Origin of the sequence: Mycobacterium paraffinicum (genome assembly GCF_001907675.1) — a bacterium.
GTDB lineage: Bacteria > Actinomycetota > Actinomycetes > Mycobacteriales > Mycobacteriaceae > Mycobacterium > Mycobacterium paraffinicum_A.
The window spans coordinates 40,617-62,112 of the sequence record NZ_MPNT01000006.1 but is presented as its reverse complement, the minus strand read 5'-3'; the positions used below and the strand labels follow the sequence as shown (position 1 = coordinate 62,112).

General features: G+C 65.2%; 20 protein-coding genes and 1 pseudogene. 17 read left to right on the top strand and 4 right to left on the bottom strand.

From position 1 onward, the window contains the following. The first annotated feature begins 20 nt into the window (after window positions 1-20). The 11 genes and pseudogenes from BRW65_RS08865 (at window position 21) to BRW65_RS08815 (ending at window position 11,114) form a co-directional block, all read left to right on the top strand. Entirely contained in the window at window positions 21-1,145 is a 1,125-nt protein-coding gene (locus tag BRW65_RS08865) for an NAD(P)H-dependent amine dehydrogenase family protein (protein ID WP_073873635.1), read from the top strand. Between the two features lie 53 nt (window positions 1,146-1,198). Further along, on the top strand, window positions 1,199-1,831 hold the full coding sequence (locus BRW65_RS08860; RefSeq protein WP_073873633.1) for a TetR/AcrR family transcriptional regulator: 633 nt from the start codon (window positions 1,199-1,201) through the stop codon (window positions 1,829-1,831). A 121-nt stretch (window positions 1,832-1,952) separates the two neighbouring features. Further along, window positions 1,953-2,087 (top strand): annotated as a pseudogene (locus tag BRW65_RS08855) (amidohydrolase family protein); the annotation flags it as partial. A 43-nt stretch (window positions 2,088-2,130) separates the two neighbouring features. Continuing rightward, complete coding sequence (locus tag BRW65_RS08850; protein WP_073873629.1) at window positions 2,131-2,925, top strand: SDR family oxidoreductase; 795 nt, start codon at window positions 2,131-2,133, stop codon at window positions 2,923-2,925. Continuing rightward, window positions 2,919-4,391 (top strand): aldehyde dehydrogenase family protein, encoded by a 1,473-nt coding sequence (locus BRW65_RS08845; RefSeq protein WP_073873627.1) that lies wholly within the window; start codon window positions 2,919-2,921, stop codon window positions 4,389-4,391. The genes BRW65_RS08850 and BRW65_RS08845 overlap by 7 nt, the downstream gene beginning before the upstream one ends. A 24-nt stretch (window positions 4,392-4,415) precedes the next feature. After that, the gene (locus tag BRW65_RS08840) at window positions 4,416-5,579 is read left to right on the top strand and encodes an NDMA-dependent alcohol dehydrogenase (protein ID WP_073873625.1); all 1,164 of its coding nucleotides are present in this window, start codon (window positions 4,416-4,418) and stop codon (window positions 5,577-5,579) included. A 291-nt stretch (window positions 5,580-5,870) separates the two neighbouring features. Then, a complete protein-coding gene (locus BRW65_RS08835) occupies window positions 5,871-6,881 on the top strand; it encodes an alpha/beta hydrolase (RefSeq protein WP_084187774.1) in 1,011 nt (336 codons plus the stop codon). A gap of 1 nt (window position 6,882) precedes the next feature. Further along, complete coding sequence (locus BRW65_RS08830; RefSeq protein WP_073873622.1) at window positions 6,883-7,731, top strand: SDR family NAD(P)-dependent oxidoreductase; 849 nt, start codon at window positions 6,883-6,885, stop codon at window positions 7,729-7,731. 24 nt (window positions 7,732-7,755) lie between these two features. Further along, the gene (locus tag BRW65_RS08825) at window positions 7,756-8,676 is read left to right on the top strand and encodes a reductase (protein ID WP_073873620.1); all 921 of its coding nucleotides are present in this window, start codon (window positions 7,756-7,758) and stop codon (window positions 8,674-8,676) included. Next, window positions 8,673-10,175: a flavin-containing monooxygenase gene (locus BRW65_RS08820; protein WP_073873618.1), complete on the top strand. Its 1,503-nt coding sequence runs from the start codon at window positions 8,673-8,675 to the stop codon at window positions 10,173-10,175. The genes BRW65_RS08825 and BRW65_RS08820 overlap by 4 nt, the downstream gene beginning before the upstream one ends. A 3-nt stretch (window positions 10,176-10,178) precedes the next feature. Continuing rightward, on the top strand, window positions 10,179-11,114 hold the full coding sequence (locus tag BRW65_RS08815; protein WP_073873616.1) for a MerR family transcriptional regulator: 936 nt from the start codon (window positions 10,179-10,181) through the stop codon (window positions 11,112-11,114). A gap of 43 nt (window positions 11,115-11,157) precedes the next feature. On the opposite strand, the gene BRW65_RS32635 is transcribed toward BRW65_RS08815, so the two are convergent. The 3 genes from BRW65_RS32635 to BRW65_RS08800 form a co-directional block, all read right to left on the bottom strand. Continuing rightward, window positions 11,158-11,280, bottom strand: a complete 123-nt coding sequence (locus BRW65_RS32635) for a hypothetical protein (protein ID WP_279627656.1) — start codon at window positions 11,278-11,280, stop codon at window positions 11,158-11,160. A 175-nt stretch (window positions 11,281-11,455) separates the two neighbouring features. Next, window positions 11,456-12,472 carry an acyl-ACP desaturase gene (locus tag BRW65_RS08805; protein ID WP_073873612.1) on the bottom strand — a complete coding sequence of 339 codons (1,017 nt, stop codon included), beginning with the start codon at window positions 12,470-12,472 and terminating at the stop codon, window positions 11,456-11,458. Between the two features lie 152 nt (window positions 12,473-12,624). Then, entirely contained in the window at window positions 12,625-13,977 is a 1,353-nt protein-coding gene (locus tag BRW65_RS08800; RefSeq protein WP_073873610.1) for a salicylate synthase, read from the bottom strand. A 372-nt stretch (window positions 13,978-14,349) separates the two neighbouring features. Here BRW65_RS08800 and BRW65_RS08795 point away from each other — a divergent pair, with 372 nt between their 5' ends. The 3 genes from BRW65_RS08795 to BRW65_RS08785 all read left to right on the top strand — a co-directional run bounded on the left by BRW65_RS08795 (window position 14,350) and on the right by BRW65_RS08785 (window position 17,516). Further along, entirely contained in the window at window positions 14,350-14,562 is a 213-nt protein-coding gene (locus BRW65_RS08795) for a hypothetical protein (RefSeq protein ID WP_073873608.1), read from the top strand. Window positions 14,563-14,852: 290 nt separating this feature from the next. Then, a complete protein-coding gene (locus BRW65_RS08790; RefSeq protein ID WP_073873606.1) occupies window positions 14,853-16,088 on the top strand; it encodes a sodium-dependent bicarbonate transport family permease in 1,236 nt (411 codons plus the stop codon). A 216-nt stretch (window positions 16,089-16,304) separates the two neighbouring features. Continuing rightward, window positions 16,305-17,516, top strand: coding sequence for a sodium-dependent bicarbonate transport family permease (locus BRW65_RS08785; protein ID WP_073873604.1), 1,212 nt, complete (start codon window positions 16,305-16,307; stop codon window positions 17,514-17,516). Between the two features lie 3 nt (window positions 17,517-17,519). Here the strand turns inward: BRW65_RS08785 and hemW are convergent, their stop codons facing one another. Continuing rightward, window positions 17,520-18,692, bottom strand: a complete 1,173-nt coding sequence (gene hemW, locus BRW65_RS08780) for a radical SAM family heme chaperone HemW (RefSeq protein ID WP_073873602.1) — start codon at window positions 18,690-18,692, stop codon at window positions 17,520-17,522. A 186-nt stretch (window positions 18,693-18,878) separates the two neighbouring features. On the opposite strand from hemW, the gene BRW65_RS32880 reads away from it, so the two are divergent. The 3 genes from BRW65_RS32880 (at window position 18,879) to BRW65_RS08770 (ending at window position 21,487) form a co-directional block, all read left to right on the top strand. Next, entirely contained in the window at window positions 18,879-18,971 is a 93-nt protein-coding gene (locus tag BRW65_RS32880) for an Ms4527A family Cys-rich leader peptide (RefSeq protein WP_368664890.1), read from the top strand. Window positions 18,972-19,079: 108 nt separating this feature from the next. Further along, a complete protein-coding gene (locus tag BRW65_RS08775) occupies window positions 19,080-20,747 on the top strand; it encodes a nitrite/sulfite reductase (RefSeq protein WP_073873600.1) in 1,668 nt (555 codons plus the stop codon). Beyond that, window positions 20,744-21,487: a phosphoadenylyl-sulfate reductase gene (locus BRW65_RS08770; RefSeq protein ID WP_073873598.1), complete on the top strand. Its 744-nt coding sequence runs from the start codon at window positions 20,744-20,746 to the stop codon at window positions 21,485-21,487. Before BRW65_RS08775 ends, BRW65_RS08770 begins: the two co-directional genes overlap by 4 nt. The last annotated feature ends 9 nt before the right edge of the window (window positions 21,488-21,496 follow it).

Sequence of the window (21,496 nt, the reverse complement as noted above, 5' to 3'; positions counted from 1 at the left end):
GGCCGCCCGAAGGAGACGCAATGACGCTCGCATCACCGCTGGAATCCCGCGCGCTGGCTGTCGAGAAGAAGTATCGCGTGATCCAGTGGGGCATGGGCAATGTCGGGACGCTGGCGCTGCGCCACTTCGCACACAACCCCCTCTACGAAGTCGTCGGAGTGCTCTGCAATCGTCAGGAAAAAGTCGGCAAAGACGTGGGCGAGCTCGTCGGGGTGGCGCCGATCGGCGTGCTGGCAACGACCGACAAATCTGCCCTGGAGGCCCTCGACGCCGACTGCGTTTTCTATGCACCACTCTGGTCCGACGTCGACGAGATCTGCCGCCTGCTCCGCGGCGGAAAGAGCGTCGTCGCCTCGGGCGGAGCGTGGTGGCATCGGACCGAAACCAACAGCGCGGACATCGACAAGATCGAAGCGGCGTGCCAAGACGGCGGTACCTCGTTCCACGGAGGCGGCATCCACCCCGGATACGCGGCGGACCTGCTAGTCCTGACGTTGGCGCGGATCGTCGGCAAGACCGACCACATCCACATCTACGAGGCGGTGAACTTCAACAAGGACACGTTGAAGTACTTGGACGAGATGGGTTTCGGCAAAACCCCGACCGAGTTCGCAAAGGGCAATCTCTTCCAAGACGCGTGGTCGTTGTTCGCGCAGTCCCTGACCATGGTGGTCGAGGGGCTGGGCAAAACGGTGGAGAAGTTCACGACGGACGTGGAGCTGGGCATGGCCACCCGCGACATCCCCTATGAGGGGACGCCGGACATGGACATGCCAGGCCTTAAGGGTGTGATCAAGGAGGGCACTGTCGCATCCCAACACCACCTCTGGACGGCGTGGGTGGACGGCAGGCCGTTCATCACGCTGCACGAGCTCTACTCGTTCATCGAACACGACGCCATCGACCCGAAGCCCGATTGGGAGCCGTACTACCACTACCGCGTGGTGATCGAGGGCGACCCAGGCACCGAGCTGATCCTGCGGGGCAGCCAGGAAGCCCGAGAGCACGCGAAGCCCGGCTACATCGGCTACGCCTGGACCGCGATGGAACCGGTGAACTCTATCCCCGCCATCTGCGACGCCCAGCCGGGCTTCAAGTCCCACGCCGAACTAGGTCTCATGACGGTTCGCGGGATCGTGCGCTGAGACGGCCCGGGCCGGCACTCAACATTCAAGCTGAAGGTTGCTACGATCTCGGCATGGCGAAGCGCGGCGGGGCGGACGAGGATCGACGCGCCCGGGGCGAGCAGACCCGCCGTGACCTGATCGACGCGGGTCGCGAACTGTTCGTCGAACACGGATTCTTCAACACGAGCATCAGCGACATCGTGACGAGGTCGGGCGTCGGGACGCGCGGCGCCTTCTACCACCACTTCAAGGACAAGGCCGAGCTGTTTCGAGCCGTATTCGAAGATGTCGAAAACGATCTCACCCTCCGCTCCATCGCCGCTCCCCCGCCGGGCGCGGACGCCTGGGAACGACTCACGCGCGGATTGCACGGATTTCTCGAAGCCGCACAGGAGCCCGCGGTGCAGCGGGTGATACTCGTCGACGGACCGGTGGTACTGGGCTGGCAGACCCTGCGTGAAATCCAGGAGGGCAACAGCATCGCCCTCATCAACGAGGTGGTCCGCGAAGCGATCGCCGAGGGCATCATCGACGATCAACCCGTCGGCGAGCTGACGCACATGCTTGTCGCCGCGCTCGAGGAGGCCTCGCTTCTGGTCGCGCACTCCGCAAACCCCAATAGGGCGCGTCGTCGGGCCGCCAAGATCCTCGACCGGCTTCTGCTCTCTTTCGCCGTCGAACCTCACACGATGCCGCGGCGCTGAACGTTGAAGCGAACTCGTGCGGGCCGCGCCACCGTTGTGGAAATGCATATTTCCGTAAATCGAAATAGTTCCTCTGCTTAGCTGATAGCCTCGTTCTCAACCTCTGTGCGCAAGGAGACCCATGCAGCCCGAAGACATGATCTTGGTAAGCGTCGACGACCACTTGGTGGAGCCGCCGAACCTGTTCGATGGCAGGCTTCCACCCAAGTACGCGGACGCGGCGCCCCGGGTCATCCGCCGCCCCGCCGGCTCGGAACGCACCGCGGGCGCAACCCTCGGCACGATGAGCGCCAAGCTCGATGTCTGACAACGGACAACGCCCGTTGCGAGTCGCGGTCGTGGGCGCCTCCTCGGGTCTGGGCCGGTGCATCGGAATCGGGCTCGCACACCGGGGCGCGCACGTCGCGCTGTTGGCGCGTCGATACGACAGGTTGGTCGACGCGGCTAAGGAAGCGGGCAACGGAGCCGTGGCCGTGGCGTGCGACGTCACCAATTCCGACACCTGCCACGAGGCGATGTCCGAAGTGGTCGGCGCGCTGGGCGGTCTCGATGCCCTGGTGTACACGACCGGCATGGGCGTGCTCGCGCCACTGCGTGAGGTGACGGCGGAACAATGGGCGCAGCTGTTCGCCACCAACGTCACCGGGGCTTCGCTCGTCACGGCGGCCGCCGCGCCACACCTGGCGGCAACGGCGGGCTCGGCCGTATACCTGTCGTCGCTGAGTGCGTCCTATACAACTCCGTGGCCGATGCTCGGCGCCTACGCCGTGACGAAGGGCGCGTTGGACAAGCTCGTCGAGGCGTGGCGCATCGAACATCCGGAGATCGGCTTCACCCGCCTCGCGGTGGGCGATAGTCTCGGCGGCAGCGGTGACGCGCAGACCGAGTTCAACAAGGCCTGGGATCCCGACGCGTTGGAGGCGGCCATCCGATATTGGATGGAAAACAAGTACATGCTTGGTGGGTTGATCGACGTCGAGCATCTGACCGATGTGGTCAATTCCGTGATCCGTTGCGGAAAAAGCAGTTTCATCCCCTACCTGACACTTGCCCCGCGCACCTCCGACGCAGTGAAGGAACTTCGCAAATGGTGAACCACGAATCGCGAATGCTCATCGATGGCAAGCTCGTCGAATCCGTGACCGGGCGACATTTCGAAAACGTCAACCCGGCGACCGAAGAGATCATCGGCGCCACCAGCGACGGGACCCGCGCCGATATGGAACGCGCCATCGCCGCGGCTCGGCACGCGTTCGACAACACCGATTGGGCGCGCAACGGCGATCTCCGTGCCGCCGGGCTCCGGCAACTACAAGCGGCGCTCGAGGCCGAACGCGAGGACATCCGATCCGAACTCGTCGCCGAAGTCGGCTGTCCCGTGCTGTCCACTTACGGACCGCAGCTCGATGTACCGCTCAGGGAAGCCCTTACCTGGCCCGCGGACATGATCAGCGAATTCGCGTGGAAGCGTTCGCTTCCCGACAAGGACGCGTTCGGCATGGGCACCCTTACGACGCGCGAAGTCTGGAAAGAGCCGATAGGCGTCGTCGGCGTCATCACTCCGTGGAACTTCCCTTTCGAAATCATCCTCAACAAGATCGGCCCCATCCTGGCGATGGGCAACACGTGCGTGCTCAAGCCCGCACCGGACACACCGTGGAACGCAACCCGGATCGGCCGGATCATCGCCGAGCACACGGACATTCCCCCCGGCGTGATCAACATCGTCCCGTCGTCTGATCACCTTGTCGGCGAGGTGATTTCGACGTCGCCGCTCGTCGATATGGTGGCGTTTACCGGATCGACCGCCACCGGCAGGCGCATCATGGCCGCCGCCGCCGAGACAGTCAAGCCCACCTTCCTCGAACTCGGCGGCAAGTCCGTGTACTTGGTCCTCGACGAGGATGGTGACATCGGCGGCGCCGTCGGCGGCAGCGCGTTCATCTGCATGCATGCCGGGCAGGGTTGTGCGATGCCGACCCGCCTGCTGGTGCCCAACTCCCGTTACGACGAGGCCGTCGAAACCGTCAAGACAGCGATGGAGAACAACAAATACGGTGACCCGACGGATCCGTCCGTGCTGCAGGGTCCATTGGTTTCCAAGAAGCAGCACGACCGGGTGCTCGGCTATATCGAGAAGGGCAAGCGGGAAGGTGCCCGACTGGTCACGGGCGGCGGGGTGCCCAAGCACCTCCCGAAGGGCTATTACGTCGAGCCGACCGTGTTCGCCAACGTCGACAACAAGATGACGATCGCCCAGGAGGAGATCTTCGGACCGGTGCTGTCCGTCATCGGGTTCGACGGTGACGACGACGCCGTACGCATCGCCAACGAATCGATCTATGGCCTGTCCGGTGTGGTGTTCGCCAATGATCTCGACCGCGCCAAGTCCGTGGCGAGCCGGATCAGAACCGGCACCCTGGGCATCAACGGCGGCCTCTGGTACGGCGCCGACGCACCGTTCGGCGGCTACAAGCAGTCCGGCGTCGGCCGTCAGTGCGGGATCGAGGGGCTCGAGATCTTCACCGAGACAAAGACCGTCGGCTGGCCGGCCTCCTGACCGGACCCCAACGAAAGAGAGACAATGAAGTCCAAAGCAGCGGTGTTGCGCGGTGTCGGTGTCGATTGGGAAGTCACGGAAGTCGAGCTGGACCCGCCGCATACGGGCGAAGTTTTGGTCAGGATGGCCTACGCGGGGGTCTGTCACTCTGACGAGCACTTCTATACCGGCGACAGCGTGCCGACCGCGGAGATGGAAGAAATGATGCGGGCTTCGGGTATTCCGGTGCCTGAGTGGTTCCCGATGCTCGGCGGCCACGAGGGCTCCGGTGTCGTCGAAGAGGTCGGCCCCGGGGTGAAGACGCTCAAACCCGGTGACCACGTGGCCATCTCATTTCTACCCGCCTGCGGCAGCTGCCGATGGTGCGCCACCGGGTACACCTACCTGTGCGACGTCGGCGCAGACATCTACAGCAAGGCAATGACCACCGACGGCACCCGGCGCCGCCACCTCGGCGACGAGGACCTGATGGCGATGATGCAGGTCGGCACCTTCTCCGAGTACGTGGTGGCGTCCGAGCGTTCGCTGGTGAAAGTGAACGACTGGATCCCCCTGGATGCTGCTTCGCTGGTGTCCTGCGGTGTGACAACGGGTTTCGGATCGGGATCCGTCGCGGCAGGTACTGGAGTGGGCGACACAGTCGTTGTCATAGGTGTCGGTGGAATCGGCATGAACGCGGTGCAGGGCGCCAAGGTCGCGGGCGCCAAGCACATCGTCGCCGTCGACCCCAACGAGTTCAAGCGTGAGGTCGCGCCGACGTTCGGCGCCACCCACACCGCTGTCGACGCCGGTGCGGCGGTGGAACTGGTCAAGGAGATCACCTGGGGAGTCATGGCCGATCGTGTCGTTCTCACACCTGGGGTCGTCCCCGCGGACCTGATCTTTACGGCGATGATGTTGTTGCGCAAAGGCGGAACCTGTGTGCTGACCGGGATGGCCAAGATCACCGACATGATGGTGCCGATGGCCCTCGGCGACATGGTCAATTCCTGCAAGACCTTCAAAGGGGCGCTCTACGGCGAGATGAACCCGCGCGAAGCCATGCCCAAGCTGCTATCGATGTACGAGGCGGGCCTGATCAAGCTCGACGAGCTGGTCACGCAGAAGTACAAGCTCGACGACATCAACGAGGCCATGAAAGACCTTCGCGCCGGCAAGAACATCCGCGGCGTCATCGCCTTCGAGTGAGTTGCGAACCGACCAAGCAGCGCGCTGTCACGTCGCACGCTCGAAGAGCATGACGCCACGGTCGACCGCCTGACGTTCAGCTTGCCATCAGACCAAGGGCGCAATATCGAGAACTAGTCATCGCAGCCGGCATCGGCGATCGCCGGCCGGCGCCAATCCCGGTGATCGACAGTCCAAGTGCCGGAAGGTCATGTCCGACAACCCGGCCGGCCGCAGCCCAGGCACGGCGGATCCGCTCGATCGCAGAAACTGCCATTGACTAATGTCACCATTTAGTATTGACTGCGTTGCATGGCGGACGATGTTCCGACTCGCGGGTCATTGCGGTCCCGCGCTGCGGCGGCGATAAGTGCTTACACTCTGCGGCCGGTCACCGGCATGATCCCGCCCGAACGGGCATGGGGTTTGTGGCTGTCGCGCCAAATCATCGCCAGAATCATGGGAGCATTCGGGCCCTCGCTGGCGGGCACCCGCGTCGAATACGTCGATACCACTCTGCCCGACGGTCGCCGCATCAAGGGCGAATGGGTGTACGGGCCGCGCACGCCGACGAGTGAGATCCGGCGGGCATCCACAACTGTGGGAGCGATCTACTACGTGCACGGCAGCGGTTACGCCGTGTGCTCGCCAAAGACGCACCGGCGCTTCACATCCTGGCTGTCGTCGCTGACCGGCTTGCCCGTCTTCTGCATCAATTACCGGCTCGCGCCACGCCATCGCTTCCCCGCCGCGGCCGACGACGTCCGGGCGGGCTGGGACTGGCTGGTGCGAACCTGCAACATCTCGCCGAAACGGATCGTGATCGCCGGGGATTCGGCGGGCGGTCACCTGGCCGTCGACCTGTTACTCCAATCCGAGGTCGTCGCCGATCAGCCAGCCGCCCTCGCGCTGTTCTCCCCGCTGTACGACATCACCTTCGCGCGCTCCGTCGCCCGCGAACGGATGCGTCGCGATCCCGCGATCCGGGCCGCCAACGCGGCGCGCCTGGTGGGCATGTACCACGCCGGCGTCGACCCCACCCACCAGCGGTTGACGCTGAATGTGGCGGCCGGCCCGCCGCTTCCGCCCACCCTCATCCAGGCCGGCGGCGCCGAAATGCTTCAAGACGACGCGCGTCAGCTCGCCGCCGACATCCGGGCCGCGGGCGGCCGGTGCGAACTCCAGATCTGGCCGCACCAGGTCCACGTCTTTCAGGCCTTGCCCCGACTGACGCCCGAAGCCGCCAGGGCCGTGGCCTACGTCGCGCGCTTCGTCGCGCATGCGTTGCAAGACGCGCGTGTCCTGGCCGGGGAGGTGCACTGACATGCTGGACAGGCTGCTGGGCAGGTCGAAGACCAGCCGCGGCGCGTCGGCGGTGGTGACCGGCGCGGGAAGCGGCATCGGGGCGGCCTTCGCCGCCGAACTCGGGCGTCGTGGCGGCGCGGTCGTCTGCAGCGACATCGACGAAGCCGCCGCCCAACGGACGGCCGACGCGATCACCGAACGGGGCGCCAAGGCCACCGTGATCCGTTGCGATGTCTCAAGATTCGAGGATGTACAGCAGCTGGCCGAGCAATCACAGGCCTGGTTCTCCGGGCCACCAACGCTGGTGGTCAACAACGCGGGCGTCGGCGCCGGCGGTGCCGCCATCGGCGATACGCCGCTGGAAGATTGGGTGTGGACCTTGGGGATCAACCTATGGGGACCCATCCACGGCTGCCACGTGTTCACCCCGATGCTTCGGGAAGCCGGTCGGTCGCACGCTCCCCGCGGCATCATCAACGTCGCCTCCGCCGCGGCGTTCGGCGCGGCCCCGGGCATGGCCGCCTACAACGTCAGCAAGGCCGGCGTCCTGTCGCTCTCGGAAACACTGGCCGCCGAATTGGCCGGCACGGGGGTGCGCGTCACCGTGCTGTGCCCGACCTTCGTCAAGACCAACATCGTCGAGTCCGGCCGCATCAGCGAGGAGTCCAGCGAGCTGGCCAACAAGTTGATGCGCTGGACCGGATTCTCCGCGGAAAAAGTCGCGCGGATCTGCCTGGACGCACACGACCGCGGCGACCTGTACTGCATGCCGCAACTCGACGCCAAGATCGGCTGGAGTATCAAACGCCTGGCCCCGCAGTCCTATACGCGCGCCGCCGGGGCGGTATCGCGAATCAATCTGCCCTGATCACCCGATGCAAAGGAGCTCCCGATGGCCATCGACATGGAGGCAATGCTCGCCAAGATCAAAGATCGGCAATGGGCGCTCGCCGATATCGATTGGGACGCGCCCGGCGCCGACACCATCCGGCCCGAATTCCGGCCTAAGCTCAAGGCTTTCATGGCCGACCTGTGCTGGATCGAGAACGTGGGCGCCCGCGGATTCGCAGCGCTGGCGAAGAAGGCGCCCGACCCGACGCTGGCCGAGATCTACCGGTATTTCCACGCCGAGGAGCAGCGGCACGCCAACGCCGAGATGGCGCTGATGAAGCGCTGGGGAATGCTTGACGACGGCGAAGTTCCCAAGCCGAACGTCAACATCCGGCTCGCGATCCAGTGGCTCGACACCTACTCCGACGACATGCCGCTGTCCGTGCTGGGCACCGTCATACCGATGCTCGAGGTCGCCCTCGACGGCGCTCTGCTGAAGTTCTTGCTCGACACCGTGGACGACCCGGTGTGCCATCAGGTCTTCGAGAAGATCAACAACGACGAATCACGCCACATCGCCGTCGATTTCGCGGTGCTCGATATGATCGGCCACGCGAAGGCGCGCAAACTGGCCATCGAATTCGTCGGCACCATCGCGTCGCCGGGCGTGATCGTCGGCACCCTCATGTACATCCCGTTGCTCAATCGGGTCCGCAACGAGATGGCCGGGATGGGCATGGAGCCCGAGCGCCTGTACAACGCGGTCAAACGCTTCAAACAGCTCGGCGAGCGGGGCGCGCGTACCTCGCGGGTGCCGGCTTACCAACTGCTCAAGCGGCACGCAGCGATGGTCGTCAACCCCGCCCACCCGTACCACCTGCTGGCCAATTCCATGGTGTGGCTGTCCGACCGCTATCCCACGCCTCTTCTCAAACCGGTTCCCAGCTGGTTCAAGGAGCTCACCTACAAGCCGGCGGCGTGACCATGGCAGACGACCGCGCCCACGCGGTGCTCATCATCGGAGCCGGCTTCACCGGGCTGGGAGCGGCGATCCGATTGGCCGACGCCGGAGTCGACGACATCGTGATCCTGGAACGCGGCGACCGGGTCGGTGGAACCTGGCGCGACACCACGTATCCTGGCGCGAGCTGTGACGTCCCCTCGCTGCTGTATTCGTACTCGTTCGTCAAGAACCCCACCTGGTCGCGCACCTACTCCCCCGCCCCGGAGATTTGCCGCCATCTCGAAGACATGGCGACCAGATTCGACATCCGCCGCCACATCCGATTCGGCGAAGAGGTCAGCGGGCTCAGCTTCGACCAGGGCAGCGGGATCTGGACCGCAACCACCAAACGCCGCAAGCGGTTCCGCGCCCGCACCGTCGTGCTGGCCTCGGGGCCGCTGTCGGACGTCAGCTTCCCCGACATCCGGGGCCTGGACACCTATCGCGGACACAAGATTCACAGCGCCCGCTGGGACCACGACTACGATTTCGCGGGCAAGCGGGTCGCCGTCGTCGGCACGGGTGCGAGCGCCATCCAGATCATCCCCGAGCTGGTTAAGCAGGCTGGGTTCGTCAAGGTGTTCCAGCGCACTCCCTGCTGGGTGCTGCCGCGCCTGGATGCCGCCACCCCGCCGGCCGTGCAGGCTCTGTTCGCCAAAGTGCCTGCCGCCCAACAGCTTGCGCGACAGGCGTTGTTCTGGGGCCACGAGGCCAGCGCAACGGCTCTGGTGTGGGACACGCCGCTGACCTCGTTGGCCGCCCGCCTGGGGCGGGCACACCTACGCGCTCAGGTGAAGGACCCGTGGCTGCGGCGCCAGCTGACACCGGACTTCCGCCCAGGCTGCAAGCGCATGCTGGTCTCCAGCGACTACTACCCTGCCCTGCAACGCGACAATTGCAAGCTCATCGACTGGCCGATCGCCACCCTGAGCCCGGCTGGCATCCGCACCAGCGATGGCATCGAACATCACCTCGACTGCATCGTGTTCGCCACCGGCTACGACGTCCACCTGACCGGACCGCCCTTTGCGGTCACCGGGCTCGACGGCCGCTCGCTGGCCGACGAATGGGCCGACGGCGCACAGGCTTACAAGAGCATCAGCGTGCACGGGTATCCGAATCTGTTCGTCATGACCGGGCCGAACTCCGGGCCGGGCCACAACTCGCTGCTGGTCTACATCGAGGGTCAGCTCGAGTACGCGGTGCGCGGCATCACCGCCATCCTCGACAACGACCTGCGCTACCTCGATGTGCGCGAAGAGGTCCAGCGCCGTCATAACGACAGCCTCCAGCGCCGCCTCACCAAGACGACATGGATGTCCGGTTGCCGCAGCTGGTACCTCACCCGCGACGGATACAACGGGTCGATGTACCCCGGCTTCGCGACGCAGTATCTTCGCCAGATGAGGGATTTCCGCTACGGGGACTACCAAGCGGTGGCGCGCAACGCCCGGGCGCTTGCCGCAGCGTCGGGCTGACGCATGGCACCGGACCGCCCGCTCGATCGTTCTTCAAGACCCGAACCGGGCACCATCGCCAGCGTGCTGCACAACGTGCGACGTGCGCCCAAGCGCGTTCGGCGCCAGTCGCGGGAGTACCGGCAGTTGATCGAGACGGCGGTCTCGCAGCTTTTCGACGCCGCGGTCCGCCACCCCCAAGAGGTGTCCGCGTCCGGCGAGTACCGGATCGACGACCTGGCCAGGCTGGCCGGCACGACGACGCGCAACATCCGGGTCTACCGTGACCGCGGCTTGCTCCCCCCGCCGTTGCGGGTCGGCCGCATCGCGCTGTTCAACGACACCCACCTGACCCGGCTGCGGCTCATCACCTCGATGCTCGATCGCGGATACAACATCGCGCACGTGCGCGAAATGCTCAGCGCCTGGGAGCAGGGCAAGAACCTGGGCGATGTGCTGGGTCTGGAGACGGCCCTCGCGGGGCCCTGGACCACCGAGAAACCGGAGACCATGCCCCTGGCCGACGCGCAGCGACTCGTCGACGACCCGGACGCGTTCGACCGGCTGGTAGCGCTGCAGGTAATCCGGGTCGACGGCCCGCGCGCCACTGTCACCCGTCCCAAGTTGATCGAGGCGTTCAACGAAATTCGCGGCTACGGCGTCAAATTGGAGAAGCTTGTCGATCTACACGAGCAGATCGTGCCCGAGATCGACAAGATCAGCGACATGCTGGTGCGTGCCGGCGCCGAACATGTGCTGGATCGCATCAAGCCGGGCGAGCCCCTGCCCGCGGATGCCGAGATCGCCGAGCTGATAACCATGCTGGTGCGCTTTCGAACCCAGGCCGTGGCGACGGTCACCGCCACGCTCGCGTCGTCGATCGAGTCGAATATCGAGTCACTGGTGAGCCACATACTCGCCGAGTATCTGGAATCCAACGCGACTGCCGACGGGGCTTGAGCGGCGTTGCCAACCGGTTGGTCTGCGTGTCGAAAGTGACGGGCTACGCAATGAGTCTGGGCCGGTGAGCGAGTTGTCCCGCGGTGGGGACGACCTGGCTCGCGGGATCGCGCGCGTCGTGACGATTGGCAAAGCCGTAGATGATGCCCAGCGGCGGTGTGGACACGGCGGCTAGTTTGCCCAGAAACAGAAACCAATCTTCTTTGAAACGGTCGATACGTGCGCTAAGCATGGGACTTCCTGATCTTCGCAATATGAGGGGGACCCAGGAATTCCCCGCCCAGCTGGGGTTCAAACCGTCAGGCCGGGTGAGATAGGACCCCGCCAGCGCCAGGACCTCGTCAGTGGCCGCTCAAAGTCAGCGTGCCTTCCGTTTGAAGCACCTTGCGGGCCGTGATTCTTTCGGTCTTGCGGGCCTCACGCTCGAGATAGCGCTGCTTGGATTCGTCGAACTTGTCGGAAGCCTGCTCGAGCTCCTTGACCAGGACGGCGAGATCGTCGCGCATCCGCGCGGCATCGCCGGTGAAGTCCTCGCGTTCGAAGATGCGCCACTTCCTGAGCACGGGCATCACCACCTCGTCGAGGTGGATGCGCGGGTCATAGACGCCGCCGACGGCGATGATCACCGCCTTGCGCCGGAATTCCGGCACCGTGAATCCCGGCATCTTGAAGTTTCGCAAGATCTTGTGCACCGACTTCATCGCCTGGTTCGGCGCGATGTCCAGACCCGCCGCGCTGACGTCCCGGTAGAAGATCATGTGCAGGTTTTCGTCGTGCGAGACGCGAGCCATCAGCTGCTCGGCGATGGGCTCTTGTGAGGCCTTACCGGTGTTGCGGTGCGAGACCCGGGTGGCCAGCTCCTGAAACGAGACGTACATGACCGAGTCGAACAGGCTCTCGGCAAACATGTCGCCCTGTTGGTTCTGCCCCGGGCTGAAGCCCCTGGTCATTTGCTCTAGCCGTAGCTGCTCCAGCGCCACCGGGTCGACGGCGCGGGTGACAACCAGGTAGTCGCGCAGCGCCGTGCTGTGCCGGGCCTCCTCGGCCGTCCACCTGTTAACCCACTGTCCCCACGGTCCGTCCATGCTGAAGTTCATCGCGATCTCGCGGTGATAAGACGGCAAATTGTCCTCGGTCAGGAGGTTTTGCACCATTGCCACCTGCGCGACGTCGGGCAGTCGGCTCTGCCCGGGCTCCCAGTCCTGACCATCCAGGGCGTAGAAGTTCTTGCCGTCCGACCACGGGACGTAGTCGTGCGGATTCCACTCTTTGAACATCGAAAGGTGGCGGTTGAGCAGGCCCTCGACCACGGGCTCGAGCTCACAAAGTAGCTGCAGGTTAGTCAGGTCCTTGGACACGAAGCCCTCCAGTTATCTGTGCCGTGAAGTAACGCACAATGTATCTGTGTCATTCGGTTACACAAAGATGACACGCGAGAAACTGGACCAACTAGGGCCAAAGGTCCTTACCCCGAAGGGACGCCGCTCACAGCGGCTCGCGACGGACGGCGCTATTGCCGCGCAACGAGATAGGGCGCGAGCGTGGATAGCTTTTCGCAGGTCTCTTCGAATTCGCGCTCGGGAGTGGACGCTTCGATGATCCCCGCCCCCGCGCGCAACCACGTCTTGCCGTCGCGTTCGTATGCCGCCCGTAGCGACAGCGCCGCGTCCAGGCCTCCGTCGGCCGAAAACATCACGACCGCTCCCGAATAGAGCCCACGCGGCCCCTCGTCGAGGCGCAGGATGGCTTCGACGCCCCCCGCCTTCGGGATACCCGACGCGGTGACCGCCGGGAAGAGCGCTTCCAGCGCATCCATCCGGTCATTCGCCGGACCCAGCCGTCCACTGACCGTTGAGCCGAGGTGCTGCACGCTGCCGCGCTCGCGCACCGTCATGAAGTCCGTGACTACCGCACTGCCGGGTTCGGTGATCTCGGTCATCTCCTGCAGCGAGCTGCGCACCGAGATCGCGTGCTCCACAATCTCTTTGGAGTTGGATTCCAGGTCGTCGCGCGCCTGCCGGTCGCGCGCCACACCGCGTCCCAGCGCGCGGGTGCCCGCCAGCGGCTCGGTCACCACGGTGCCGTCGTCACGGACCGCCGCGACAAGCTCGGGGCTATAACCGACAGCGCGAATTCCACCCAGGCGCAGCAGGAACGACCGCACCGGGGTGTTGTGGCGACGACCGAGCCGGTAAGTGGACGGAAAGTCCAGGGGGAAAGGCACTTCCAGAGAACGGGACAGGATCACCTTGTGGTAGCGACCGCCAGCGATCTCGCCGACGGCCGATGCCACCCGACTGCGATAGCCGGACGGGTCGGCAATGACGTCGACGGGGCGCGCCTGGCGCATCTCGGGGAGGCCGTCGCCCAGCAAGCCAAGGACCGTGTCACGATGCGATGCGGTCGCTCCCCAGAATTCGACCTGTTCCCGGGTCACCACGATGCGAGTGCGCGGCCAGAACACGCGAGCCAGCGGGGTTCTTGGTGCCAACCGTTGCTGCAGCCCGTAGCGGTAGACGCCGAACTCGAAGGCGATCCAACCGAAGAGCTGGTCGGTCTCCAGCAACAGCCTGTCAACCGCTTCGCCCAGGACCGGTCCGGGCCGCCCCGACCACTGTTGGCGCTGAGTCACGCCGTCCCGGATAACCCGCATCTCGTCGCTGTCGAGCTCGATCATCGCGCGCACACCGCTGGCCAGCACCCATTGCCCACCGCGCTCGTAGACCAGGTACTCCTCGCCCGCGTGTTCCGGCAACCGCGTGGCCAGCTCGGCGGCCAGGTCGGCCGGGTGGACGTGTGCCGGAAGCGGAATCGGCGATGACGCGGAGCCGGGGGAACTCGTCTGAACGCTGACCTCGGTCACGGTTAGTAAATGTAGCCTAACCTATCTAGGAACACGCAACCTATCCTCGCAGCGGCCCGGCAAATCCGGCCGATCCTGCTAAAACGTTCGCTGAGTCAGGGCGCCGGCCCGTCCCGCTCGTGCCGCACATCGAACCCCCTGACTCGGACGCCTGCCACTTATCGCAGGTAGACAGCGCGCGACGGGCGCGCGCCGGCGGAGCTCCCTGCGTCCAGAGCGACGTGACGTCTCCTAGACTCTGGGCGAGACCGTGCGAACCCGCTGGCCGAGAGATTTAATTGGATGCGGTGGTCCGGCAGGCGCCAGCGGCGTGAGTAAAGGAGTGGCAGTGGACTCCGGTGCGCACGGGCGTCTTGGTTGGAGAGCCACGCCATGTTCGTGATCCGGCTGGCGAACGGCGAAGAGATCCAGGGCAGCGAAAGCGACGGGCTCGAAATCAACCAAGAGACCGGCGTGCTCACGGTCTCCCGGGTCGACGGCCTAGAGGAAATCACCACCTATTACTCGCCAATGGCATGGCTGTCGGTGACGCACCGCAAGAAGGGCGTGGGGGTCAGGCCTTCCGTCATTTCGTCGGGCCGCTGATTCCTGTGCCCGCCCCACAGCAAATGCACAGCATATTCCCACCAAATCCACGCCTACCGCGCCAGCGCCGCGCGGGCGTAAGGCCACCGGCAGCAAGCCTCTGAGCTGCGGTTTTGCCCGACTTCGGCGCGCCGGCAGGGAGTCAACACGCCTGTGCATCAAGCTTTGCATTCGAGTGGCGGTTTGAGATCGCCAGGGATAGGTTTTCCACGGTCGTCGGGATGTTCGTGGTGGCTCCGCTTGCGGACGGTGCTTTCCCTGATCACCGCACTCATCGAGGGAGGCATCAAATGCTGCAAGAGTTTTGGCAGAACTTTACCCACAATCTGTTCAAGCCGCTCCTGCTGTTTTTCTACTTCGGTTTTCTGATTCCGATCCTGAAGGTGCGCTTCGAATTTCCCTACGTGATCTATCAGGGCCTGACGATGTACCTGCTGCTGGCCATCGGCTGGCACGGGGGCGAAGAGCTGGCCAAGATCGGCGCGGGCAGCATCGGGATGATCGTGGGCTTCATGGTGTTGGGCTTCGTGCTGAACTTCGTGATCGGCGGCATCGCCTACCTTTTGCTGAATTGGCTGACCTCCCTTCGACGAGTCGACCGAGCGACCGTGGCCGGCTATTACGGGTCAGACTCGGCGGGAACGTTCGCCACCTGCGTGGCCGTGCTGACGGCCGTCGGCATGGCATTCAACGCCTACATGCCGGTCATGTTGGCGGTCATGGAGATCCCCGGCTGTCTGGTGGCCCTGTACCTGGTGGCGCGGTTGCGTCACCGCGGCATGGACGCGGCGGGGAACATGGTCGACGAACCGGGCTACACGGCGCCGGTGAGGGTTTCGGTCGGACCCGGCACCGCGGCCAAGCCGCCGCACGGCCAGAGCCTCGCGGCCGAGCACGAGCGCGGCATCGAAGAGGAGCTGGAGTTTTCCCTGGAGAAGCTCGACCACCCGGACTGGGAGCCCGACCAGAGCCCGCCCCGCCCGAAGGGCAAGCGAGTGCCGATCTTTTCGCGGGAGCTGTTCCAAGAGGTGTTCCTCAACCCGGGGCTGGTCCTGCTCATGGGCGGCATCATCATCGGCCTGGTCAGTGGTCTGCAGGGGCAGAAGGTGGTCGCCGACGACGACAGGTTCTTCGTGATGGCGTTCCAGGGCGTGCTGTGTCTGTTCTTGCTCGAGATGGGCATGACGGCCTCCCGGAAGTTGAAGGACCTGCGCACCGCCGGAATCGGGTTCATCGTCTTCGGCGTGTTGGCGCCGAATATCTTTGCCCCGCTTGGCATTCTGGTCGCCCACATCTACTCGTCGCTCACGCACGCAGATTTCAAGCCGGGCACCTACGTCCTTTTCGCGGTGCTCTGCGGCGCGGCGTCCTACATCGCCGTCCCAGCGGTCCAGCGACTGGCGATCCCGGAGGCCAGCCCCACCCTGCCGCTTGCGGCATCGCTCGGTTTGACGTTCTCCTACAACGTCACCATCGGGATCCCGCTGTACATCGAGGTCAACCGGCTGATCTCGCACTGGTTCTAGTTACGCCAGCCGCGCGGTCACCGGGACCGGCGAATCATAATGGGCGACAGCTCCTTTGACGGGCCGGGCCCGGGCCCCAAACCGGCCGGTTGTTAATTGTTCGTAAAGACGAGTTGAGTCGACTCGCTCAAGCCTGCGGGTTTCCACTAGGTTCGGGGGCGCTGCGAGTCGCTTGCTGCCACCCGCTGGGCCGAACTGCGTCGCCAGGAGGCGCCCGTGCTTTACGAGATGTGGCAGAACTTCATCCACAGTCTGTTGAAGCCGGTCCTGCTGTTCTTCTACTTCGGGTTCCTCATCCCGATCCTGAGGGTGCGGTTCGAATTCCCGTACGTGATTTACCAGGGTTTGACGATGTATCTGCTGGTGGCGATCGGCTGGCAGGGTGGCGAAGAACTGGCCAAAGTGAAGCCGGCCGACATCGACAACATCACCGGGTTCGTCGCGCTGGGCTTGTTGTTGAATTTCGGGATCGGTGTGGTCACCTACGTCCTGCTGAGGTATCTGACGCAGCTGCGACGCGTCGACCGGGCGACGGTCGCCGGCTACTACGGGTCGGATTCGGCGGGCGCCTTCGCCACCTGCGTCGCTGTGCTGACCAGCGTGAAGATCGCCTTCGACGCCTACATGCCGGTTCTGCTGGCGTTCATGGAGATTCCCGGCTGCCTGGTGGCCCTGTACCTGGTGGCCAGGCTGCGCCACCGGGGGATGGACGAAGCCGGGTACATGCCAGACGAGCCGGGCTACACGGCCCCCGCGCGGGTCGGTCCCGGCGCGGCCGCCCAGGCCGAGGACGTCGGCGACGGGGTCGAGCGCGGAATCGAGCAGGAGCTGGAGTTCGCGCTGGAAAAGCAGGAGCATGCCGAGTGGGACGCGAACGCCCGTGAGAAGGCGCCGCTGTTGTCGCGCGCGATATTGCAGGAAGTGTTCCTCAACCCCGGGCTCATTCTGCTCATCGGCGGCATCGCCATCGGGTTCGTCAGCGCGGTGCAGGGCCAGAAGGTTGTGCACGACCAGAACGAGCTTTTCGTCGCCGCGTTCCAGGGCGTGCTGTGCCTGTTCCTGCTCGAGATGGGCATGACGGCGTCCCGCAAACTACGCGACCTGAAGTTGGCAGGCGGCGGGTTTATCGCCTTCGGCTTGTTGGCACCCAACCTGTTTGCGACGCTCGGGATCCTCGCCGCCTACGCCTACGCCAACCTGACCGATACGCACTTCCAGCCGGGCACCTACGTCCTGTTCGCGGTGCTGTGCAGTGCGGCGTCCTACATCACCGTGCCCGCGGTGCAGCGGCTGGGAATCCCCGAAGCGAGCCCCACCCTGCCTCTGGCGGCCGCGCTCGGCCTGACCTTCTCCTACACCGTCTCCGTCGGGATCCCGCTGTACATCGAGATCAATCGCGCCGTCGCGCATTGGTTCCCAAGCAGCTGAGGACTACCCCAACACGGTGCGCACCACCGCGTCGGCCAGCAGCCGGCCGCGCGGCGTGAGGATGAACCGATCGGCGTCGGACACCAGCAAGCCATCGGCGACGGCGCCCTCGGCGCGCTCGCCTTCGGCGGGGTTCAGCACATCGCGCGGAAGACCCCGCCGCAGACGGGTTTTCAAGAGCACGTCTTCGGTGTGCAGGGCGTCAGCGTCGAGGCGCTCGAATCCGCCCACCGGCAATGCGCCGGCGGCCAGCCTTTCCGCATAGCCATTGGGGTGCTTGACATTCCACCACCGCGTGGCGCCGACGTAGCCGTGAGCTCCCGGTCCGGCGCCCCACCATTGGCCACTGTCCCAGTAGCCGAGGTTGTGTCGGCATTCGCCGCCGGGCCGCGCCCAATTGGATACCTCGTACCAAGACATTCCGGCTTCGGACAGCCGGGCATCGACCAGTTCATAGCGATGGGCCAGCACGTCGTCGTCGGGGGCCGCGAGCTCGCCGCGCCGGACCCGTCGGGCCAGCGCGGTGCCTTCCTCAACGACCAGCGCGTAGGCGGACACGTGATCGACGCCGGTGTCGATCGCGGTGTCGACCGAGCGCAGCAGGTCGTCGTCGGATTCCCCCGGCGTTCCGTAGATCAGGTCGAGGCTGACGTGTTCGAAGCCGGCGTCCAGCGCTTCGCGGGCGGCGGCGGCCGATCGATTCGGCGTGTGAATGCGGTCGAGAACCCCCAGGACCCGCGGTGACACCGACTGCATACCGAGCGACACCCGCGTGTAGCCCGCCGCGCGGATGGCGTCGAAAAAGTCCGGCCAGGCGGACTCCGGGTTGGCTTCGGTGGTGATCTCGGCATCCGAGGCCAGCGCGAAATGCTCGCGCACCATGTCCAGCACCGATGCCACGCGGGCGCCACCCAGCAGTGACGGCGTCCCTCCCCCGACGAACACCGTGGTCACGGTCGGCCCGGAAAGCCGCCCGGCCGCCAATTTCAACTCCGTTCGGAGCGCCGCCAGCCAGGCGTCGGGGTTCACACCGCCCAACTCGGCCGGGGTGTAGGTGTTGAAATCGCAATAGCCGCAACGAGTTATGCAGAAGGGGACGTGGATGTAGATCCCGAAGGGCCGCCCAGCCACCGGCTGCATGTCGGGCAGCTCGACGGCTTCCTCGCGAAGTGCCATGCCAAATCATCCCACGGCGCGCGGTGCCCGTCCGCGGGGTCGATTCCCGGCCGCCGCGCCGACACCCCGCAGCGGTTTCCTGGGTTTTCTTACCCGGGCGGCCAGCTTAATCGGGAATTCCGCTCACCGTGAGCCGATATTTGACCTGCTTACATAGCCACCCGGCGGGCGTGGCACAATGGTCGAGTGACCGTCGCTCAGCCCAGCCTTCGCATTGCGCTCGTGGCGCGGCGGCACATTGATCTCAAGCGTGTTTGCAGCTGTTGCTGTCTTCCTTGATGTCGTAGACCCGCCCACCTGTACGTCCAGCTGGCATCGGATCTGCGCCGCCGATACCACCGGTGAGCTGCGCTTTCATGCCTGCGATGTTCGAAGGAGACCTCCGAGATGACCACAGCCCGTCCCGCCAAGCCCCGCAACGAGGGCCAGTGGGCGCTGGGAGATCGGGAACCGCTCAACCCCAACGAAGAGATGAAGCATGCCGGCGCCCCGCTCGAGGTGCGCGAACGCATCGAGAACGTCTACGCCAAGGCCGGCTTCGACAGCATCGACAAGAGTGATCTGCGCGGCCGCTTCCGCTGGTGGGGGCTCTACACCCAGCGCGAACAGGGCTATGACGGCACGTTCACCGGTGACGAGAATGCCGATCTGCTTGAAGCCAAGTACTTCATGATGCGGGTGCGCTGCGACGGCGGCGCGCTGTCGGCCGCGGCGCTGCGCACCGTCGGCCAGATCTCGACGGAGTTCGGTCGCGACACCGCCGACATCTCCGATAGGCAGAACGTGCAGATGCACTGGATCGAGGTCGAAAACGTCCCCGAGATCTGGCGGCGGCTCGCCGCCGTCGGTCTGCAGACGGCCGAGGCGTGCGGTGACTGCCCCCGTGTCATCCTGGGTTCGCCGCTGGCCGGTGAGTCGCTCGACGAGGTGCTCGACCCGACCTGGGCGATCGACGAGATCGTGCGCCGCTACATCGGCAAGCCGGACTTCGCCGACCTGCCCCGCAAGTACAAGACCGCGATCTCGGGTCTGCAGGATGTCGCGCACGAGATCAACGACATCGCCTTCATCGGGGTCAACCATCCCGAGCACGGGCCCGGCCTGGACCTGTGGGTCGGCGGTGGACTGTCCACCAACCCGATGCTGGCCCAGCGGGTCGGCGCCTGGGTGCCCCTGAACGAGGTGCCCGAGGTCTGGGAGGCCGTGACGTCGATATTCCGCGACTACGGCTACCGGCGGCTACGGTCGAAGGCCCGGCTGAAGTTCCTGATCAAGGACTGGGGCATGGACAAGTTCCGCGAAGTCCTCGAAACGGAGTACCTCAAACGGCCGCTGATCGACGGCCCGGCCCCAGAGCCGCTCAAACATCCGATCGATCACATCGGGGTGCAGCGGCTCAAAAACGGGCTCAACGCCGTCGGCGCGGCGCCGATCGCCGGGCGGGTCTCGGGGTCCATCCTCTCGGCGGTGGCCGACCTGATGGACAAGGCCGGCTCGGACCGGATCCGGTTCACCCCATACCAGAAGCTGGTCATCCTCGACATCGCCGACGACAAACTCGACGAGGTGCTCGCCGGGCTCGAGACGCTCGGGCTGCAGACCAAACCGTCCCACTGGCGCCGTAACCTGATGGCCTGCACCGGGATCGAGTATTGCAAGTTGTCGTTCGCCGAGACCCGCGGTAAGGCGCAGGTGTTGGTGCCGGAGCTCGAGCGCCGGCTCGAGGACATCAACTCTTCACTCGACGTGCCGATCACGGTCAACATCAACGGTTGCCCGAACTCGTGCGCGCGAATTCAGGTGGCCGACATCGGCTTCAAGGGCCAAATGGTGGACGACGGCCACGGGGGCTCGGTCGAGGGTTTTCAGGTGCACTTGGGCGGCAGCCTCGGGCTGGACAGCGGATTCGGGCGGAAGCTGCGCCAGCACAAGGTGACCAGCGACGAGCTGGGCGACTACATCGACCGGGTGGTACGCAACTTCATCAAACACCGCAGTGCGGGAGAACGGTTCGCGCAGTGGGCGATTCGGGCGGATGAGGACGATTTACGATGAGTGAACAAGCAACGAAACGGACCGAAGCGGAGCTGCGGGAACTGGCGGCGCGTGGCGCCGCGGAGCTTCGGGGTGCCAGCGCCACCGAGGTGTTGCGTTGGACGGATGAGACCTTCGGCGGGGTCAACGGACCCCGCGGCTGGGCCACCTGCAACTACGTGCTGACCTCCAGCATGCAGGAGGCCGTGTTGATCGACCTGGCCTCGAAGGTCCGGCCCGGCGTCCCGGTGGTCTTCCTGGACACCGGTTACCACTTCGCAGAAACCATCGGAACGCGAGACGCGGTGGAGTCGGTATATGACATCCACGTGCTCAACATCACCCCAGAGCAGACGGTGGCCGAGCAGGACCAGCTGCTGGGTAAAAACCTGTTCTCCCGGGATCCGGGCGAGTGCTGCCGGTTGCGCAAGGTCGTACCGCTGCGCAGGGCTCTGAGTGGATACTCCGCCTGGGTCACCGGACTACGGCGCAGCGAAGCGGCGACGCGTGCCAACGCTCCGGTGATCGGTTTCGACGAGGGCTTCAAGCTAGTGAAGATCAATCCCCTGGCGACGTGGACCGACGAGGACATGCAGAACTACATCGACGAGCACGGTGTGCTGGTCAATCCGCTTGTCTACGACGGATATCCATCGATCGGCTGCGCTCCCTGCACGGCCAAGCCGCTGGCTGGGGCCGACCCGCGCAGTGGGCGTTGGCAGGGGCTGGCCAAGACCGAGTGCGGGCTGCACGCCTCCTGACCGCGGCCT

What these genes read in the sequence shown, in the direction of transcription:
- BRW65_RS08815 (WP_073873616.1), top strand. Translation starts at nt 10,179, where the DNA reads ATGGCACCGGACCGCCCGCTCGATCGTTCTTCAAGACCCGAACCGGGC.
- BRW65_RS08850 (WP_073873629.1), top strand. Translation starts at nt 2,131, where the DNA reads ATGTCTGACAACGGACAACGCCCGTTGCGAGTCGCGGTCGTGGGCGCC.
- BRW65_RS08830 (WP_073873622.1), top strand. Translation starts at nt 6,883, where the DNA reads ATGCTGGACAGGCTGCTGGGCAGGTCGAAGACCAGCCGCGGCGCGTCG.
- BRW65_RS08825 (WP_073873620.1), top strand. Translation starts at nt 7,756, where the DNA reads ATGGCCATCGACATGGAGGCAATGCTCGCCAAGATCAAAGATCGGCAA.
- BRW65_RS08840 (WP_073873625.1), top strand. Translation starts at nt 4,416, where the DNA reads ATGAAGTCCAAAGCAGCGGTGTTGCGCGGTGTCGGTGTCGATTGGGAA.
- BRW65_RS08865 (WP_073873635.1), top strand. Translation starts at nt 21, where the DNA reads ATGACGCTCGCATCACCGCTGGAATCCCGCGCGCTGGCTGTCGAGAAG.
- BRW65_RS08845 (WP_073873627.1), top strand. Translation starts at nt 2,919, where the DNA reads ATGGTGAACCACGAATCGCGAATGCTCATCGATGGCAAGCTCGTCGAA.
- BRW65_RS08770 (WP_073873598.1), top strand. Translation starts at nt 20,744, where the DNA reads ATGAGTGAACAAGCAACGAAACGGACCGAAGCGGAGCTGCGGGAACTG.
- BRW65_RS08795 (WP_073873608.1), top strand. Translation starts at nt 14,350, where the DNA reads ATGTTCGTGATCCGGCTGGCGAACGGCGAAGAGATCCAGGGCAGCGAA.
- BRW65_RS08790 (WP_073873606.1), top strand. Translation starts at nt 14,853, where the DNA reads ATGCTGCAAGAGTTTTGGCAGAACTTTACCCACAATCTGTTCAAGCCG.
- BRW65_RS08835 (WP_084187774.1), top strand. Translation starts at nt 5,871, where the DNA reads ATGGCGGACGATGTTCCGACTCGCGGGTCATTGCGGTCCCGCGCTGCG.
- hemW (WP_073873602.1), bottom strand. Translation starts at nt 18,692, where the DNA reads ATGGCACTTCGCGAGGAAGCCGTCGAGCTGCCCGACATGCAGCCGGTG.
- BRW65_RS08860 (WP_073873633.1), top strand. Translation starts at nt 1,199, where the DNA reads ATGGCGAAGCGCGGCGGGGCGGACGAGGATCGACGCGCCCGGGGCGAG.
- BRW65_RS08775 (WP_073873600.1), top strand. Translation starts at nt 19,080, where the DNA reads ATGACCACAGCCCGTCCCGCCAAGCCCCGCAACGAGGGCCAGTGGGCG.